Genomic DNA, 4359 nt, shown 5'->3' with positions numbered 1-4359 from the left:
GGCACCTCCGGGGCCTCGACGCGGAGGGCACGACGGGGTTCAGGGGCTGATGTCGAGCAGGAGCCGGAGGAAATCGTCTTCGAACCAGCTCCCGTGCTCGTCGGACTCCAGCGCGCGCACCGTTCCGCGGCCGCGGAAGTAGTGCAGGGCGGCAGCCTCGCCGCGACTGCCGGGATGCGGGAACGCGATCTTCAGCACGGCGGGCTCATCGCCCCTCCGCACAGGGACGGCGATCGCGACCTCGCCGTGCTGCGCTTCGCCGACGATCTCGCAGCCCCACTCCCCGGTGAACCGGGTGATCAGGGAAGGCAGTTCGGACAACCAACGTCGTCCTGCCTCACCCTCCCGCTGCACGGTCGCACGGGCCAGCGCAGCCGGTATCAGCACCCGTTCACCATCCCGGGTCAGGTGTCCTTGCGGCGGGCGCGGTAGGCGCGCATCTTGTGGCGGGCACCGCAGATGTCCATGCTGCACCAGATGCTGTTGTTGCCGGGGGAGCGGTCGTAGTAGAGCCAGCGGCAGTCCTCGGCCTGGCAGACCTTGAGGCGTCCGGGCTTCCCGCTCAGATCCGCCACCACCAGTGCGACCACGAGGTCGCCGATCATCCGCTCCGCCGCGGTGCTTCCGTCGACCGGGATCGCGATCTCGCCGTGTTGCCACTGAGGTGCCCGGAGCAGGCGGCGGGCGTAGTCGTTGAGCGGCGCGGAGTCGGTCCCGGCGAGGTGTTCGCGGATCGCTTCGCGCGCTCTGAACAGCTCTTCCCTCGTGGAGTCGTCCAGCTCGTCGGCGACTTCGCCCCAGCCGTGCTCGCGCAACCACGTCCGGGCGTCCCCGAGATCGACGAGCGCATCCTCGTCGTACAGGAATCGTGCGGAGTTGCCGAACGCCTCCACTGGTTGCAGCTCGGGCGGTGCGGGCGGGCGGTCGTAGGCCATGCCTCCATGTTACCGGCTTATTGACATAGGGGGTAACGTTACTGGCATAGGCAGTTAGAAGGTAACGGAGGTGCGTGATGGGTTGGGAGCTGCCGGAGCGGTTCGAGTCGGCGCACGGGACGGTTCGCTGGGCGAGCTTCGGGCAGGGGGATCCGGTGGTGCTGATGCACGGCACGCCGTTCTCCTCCTACGTCTGGCGGGACGTCGCCGCGGCGCTGAGCAGCCGGTACCGGGTGTTCGTCTGGGACATGCCGGGCTACGGGCAGTCCGAGAAGCGCGACGGTCAGAACGTCTCGCTGGCCGCCCAGCAGGAGGTGTTCGCCGAGCTGTTGCGGCATTGGGGACTGCGGGAACCGGCTGTCATCGCCCACGACTTCGGTGGTGCGGTGGCGCTGCGGACGGCGCTGCTCAGCGGGGCCCGCTACCAGCGGCTGATGCTGGTGGACGCGGTGAGCGTTCGGCCGTGGGGATCGGAGTTCTTCCGGCTGGTGCACGACAACTCCGAGGTCTTCGCCGCACTGCCCCCGCTGCTGCACGAAGCGCTGGTCCGCCGCTACATCGCCACTGCGGCCCACCGGGAACTGCGCAGCGACGTGCTGGACGAGCTGGTCGCGCCGTGGCTCGGCGAAGCGGGGCAACCGGCCTTCTACCGCCAGATCGGCCAGGCCGACGAGCGCTACACCCGCGAGGTCGAGGACCGGTACTCCGAGCTCGACTGCCCGGTGCTCATCGCATGGGGCGACCAGGACCAGTGGCTGCCGGCCGACCGGGCGGAACAGCTGGCCGAGCGCATCCCGCACGCCGACCTGACCTGGATCGACCAGAGCGGCCACCTGGTGCAGGAGGACAACCCGGCGCAGCTGACCGCATTGATCACCGAGTTCCTGGCCCGGTGAGCGGCCGGTCAGCGCAGGGCGATGAGCCCGGCGTCGGTGGGGCGGAAACCGCAGGCGTCGAAGTAGAAACCGCGCAGGTGCGGCTCGAAGTCGACGTGCAGCCAAGTGCATCCGGCGCGCGCCGCGCCATCGGCGGCACGACGCACCAGTTCGGTCCCGATCCCGCCGCGCTGGTGCTCGGGGTTGACCTTCGTGTCGAGCAGGAACGCGTGATCGGACCCGTCCCACGCGACGTTGACGAAGCCGATCAGAGCCCCGTCGGGGAGTCGGCCGGTCACCCAGCCCAAGCTGTGCGCCCGAATCCGGTCCCACCAACCGGATTCCGGGTTCCCGCCGTGTGACAGGGTCAGGTCGACCAGCTCGTCGTCGGACACCTCGCCCCGCCAGCGGTAGTCGACGTCCCCGCCTGTGTCGGTGTTGCAATGCCGAGGCGTGTGGAGCTTGTTCGAGCGGCTGTGATCCTGCTCTGTCCGCATCTCCGGCGGGTCCGTTGACTCGGTATCGGGCATGGAACTCCTCGGGCAAAACGACTGTGCCGCCCCATGATGCGCGCCGAATCTCACTGGAGCGACCGATTTTTCGATCGGTGGGGACGTGCAGGATCCGGCTCAACGATGCGTGTTGGAACTGATCGCCTCAGGTGGATTGTCCCGAACCGGCACCGTTTCCGGCGAGCCCGCAGGTGCGGCAAGACGGCCGATGTCAGGCGTCACCGCCGCGTGCATGTGGTGGTGACGTCAGAGCTTGTGCCTGAAACCGGCTCGCTGCCCGCAGCGTGAATGGTTGGATGCGGAGAGCGATCGATCGTTGGGGCTGTCGTGTCCGCTGGTCTCGATTGGTTGTTGCGATCGGCAGGTCCGGTCACCGGGGGCGAGGACCGGCTCTTCTCGAAATATGGGACACGTGTGCTTGGTCGTGCTGCGCGCAGCACGAGGTGGGCCAGTCGTCTCGCCTCGAAAACCGACATCAGCGGCCAGTTCCCGGTCACTCGCGGAGAGTGCGCATCAGGTGATGATGTCCACCATTCGGGAACCCCGTCTCGGCAAGTGGTCGGCCGCGGATTACAGTGCAGTGGTCCGATCGTGTTAACGAGGAGGTTGTGGCGCCATGGCTGTCGGCCACGTCCCAGCACCAGAGGTGCGGGGATCAGGAGCATCGGGGAATCCCACCCCGCGGAACTCGACGCGACAGGTGGTCCTCGCCAGCCTCGTAGGCACGTCGATCGAGTTCTACGACTTCTACGTCTACGCGACCGCAGCCGTGCTGGTGTTCCCGCACCTGTTCTTCCCAGCGGGCGACGCCACCGCCGCGACCCTGCAATCGCTGGCCACCTTCGCGATCGCCTTCGTGGCCCGGCCGGTCGGCTCCGCGCTCTTCGGCCACTTCGGCGACCGCATCGGCCGCAAGTCGACGCTGGTGGCCTCGCTGCTGACCATGGGCATCTCCACCGTGGTGATCGGCCTGCTGCCCGGCTACGAGCAGATCGGCATCGTCGCGCCGCTGCTGCTGGCGCTGTGCCGGTTCGGGCAAGGGCTGGGCCTCGGCGGTGAGTGGGGTGGTGCCGCGCTGCTGGCCACCGAGAACGCCCCCGCGCACAAGCGCGCGTTCTTCGGCACCTTCCCGCAGCTCGGCGCGCCGATCGGGTTCTTCTTCGCCAACGGCCTGTTCCTGCTGCTGTCCGAGGTGATGGACGACCAGACGTTCCTGGCCTGGGGCTGGCGAGTGCCGTTCCTGGTCTCGGCGGCGCTGGTGATCGTCGGCCTGTGGGTGCGCCTGAGCATGCACGAGACCCCGGCGTTCTCGAAGGTCGTGGAGCGCAACGAGCGGGCCAAGGTCCCCTTCGCGCAGGTCTTCCGCAGCGACTTCAAGGCGCTGGTGCTGGGCACCTTCATCATGCTGGCCACCTACGTGCTGTTCTACCTGATGACGGTGTTCTCGCTGTCGTTCGGCACTGCCAAGACCGGTCTGGGCTACGAGCGCTCGCCGTTCCTGATCATGCTGATGATCGGCGTGGTGTTCTTCGGCCTGACGGTGCCGGTTGCGGGTCTGCTGGCCGACCGCTACGGGCGCCGGCCCACGCTGATCGTCACCACCATCGCGATCATCGTGTTCGGCCTGCTGCTGGGCCCGTGGTTCGGTGCGAACTCCTCGGTCGCGACCCTGTCGTTCCTGATCGTCGGCCTCGGCTTGATGGGCATGACGTTCGGTCCGATGGGCGCGGTGCTGCCGGAGCTGTTCCCCACCGCCGTGCGCTACACGGGCGCTTCGGTGTCCTACAACCTGGCCAGCCTGCTGGGCGCCTCCGTCGCGCCCTACATCGCGACCTGGCTGGCCAGCTCCTACGGCCTGGGCTGGGTCGGCGTCTACCTGGCGGCGATGGGCGCGATCACGCTGATCGCCCTGCTGCTCGCCAAGGAGACCAAGGAAACCTCGATCGAGGACTGAGCCCGTCCGCGCTCTGCCAGCAGCGGCAGCGAAGTCGCGCAGGTGAACGAACGAAGCCCCGCCCGGCCATCGAGCCGCGCGGG

The 4359-nt window shown here is 68.2% G+C and carries 5 protein-coding genes; 2 read left to right on the top strand and 3 right to left on the bottom strand.

Annotation, left to right across the window (positions count from 1 at the left end):
• Positions 1-39 precede the first annotated feature (39 nt).
• Positions 40-387 carry a hypothetical protein gene (locus ABTZ89_RS36325; protein ID WP_351053527.1) on the bottom strand — a complete coding sequence of 116 codons (348 nt, stop codon included), beginning with the start codon at positions 385-387 and terminating at the stop codon, positions 40-42.
• Between the two features lie 17 nt (positions 388-404).
• Entirely contained in the window at positions 405-935 is a 531-nt protein-coding gene (locus tag ABTZ89_RS36320) for a CGNR zinc finger domain-containing protein (RefSeq protein ID WP_270946696.1), read from the bottom strand.
• 77 nt (positions 936-1012) lie between these two features.
• On the opposite strand from ABTZ89_RS36320, the gene ABTZ89_RS36315 reads away from it, so the two are divergent.
• A complete protein-coding gene (locus ABTZ89_RS36315; protein ID WP_351053523.1) occupies positions 1013-1831 on the top strand; it encodes an alpha/beta fold hydrolase in 819 nt (272 codons plus the stop codon).
• 8 nt (positions 1832-1839) lie between these two features.
• Here ABTZ89_RS36315 and ABTZ89_RS36310 read toward each other — a convergent pair whose 3' ends face one another.
• Positions 1840-2340: a GNAT family N-acetyltransferase gene (locus tag ABTZ89_RS36310; protein ID WP_351053520.1), complete on the bottom strand. Its 501-nt coding sequence runs from the start codon at positions 2338-2340 to the stop codon at positions 1840-1842.
• Between the two features lie 682 nt (positions 2341-3022).
• Here ABTZ89_RS36310 and ABTZ89_RS36305 point away from each other — a divergent pair.
• Positions 3023-4276, top strand: a complete 1254-nt coding sequence (locus ABTZ89_RS36305; RefSeq protein WP_270946694.1) for an MFS transporter — start codon at positions 3023-3025, stop codon at positions 4274-4276.
• The last annotated feature ends 83 nt before the right edge of the window (positions 4277-4359 follow it).

Source organism: Saccharopolyspora sp. NPDC002686, from assembly GCF_040295745.1.
Taxonomy (GTDB): Bacteria; Actinomycetota; Actinomycetes; order Mycobacteriales; family Pseudonocardiaceae; genus Saccharopolyspora; species Saccharopolyspora oryzae.
This window is presented reverse-complemented; position numbering and strand designations above follow the sequence as displayed.

Excerpts from the sequence above, each read along its gene's own strand:
- ABTZ89_RS36315 (WP_351053523.1), top strand. The coding sequence starts at position 1,013 with ATGGGTTGGGAGCTGCCGGAGCGGTTCGAGTCGGCGCACGGGACGGTT.
- ABTZ89_RS36310 (WP_351053520.1), bottom strand. The coding sequence starts at position 2,340 with ATGCCCGATACCGAGTCAACGGACCCGCCGGAGATGCGGACAGAGCAG.
- ABTZ89_RS36320 (WP_270946696.1), bottom strand. The coding sequence starts at position 935 with ATGGCCTACGACCGCCCGCCCGCACCGCCCGAGCTGCAACCAGTGGAG.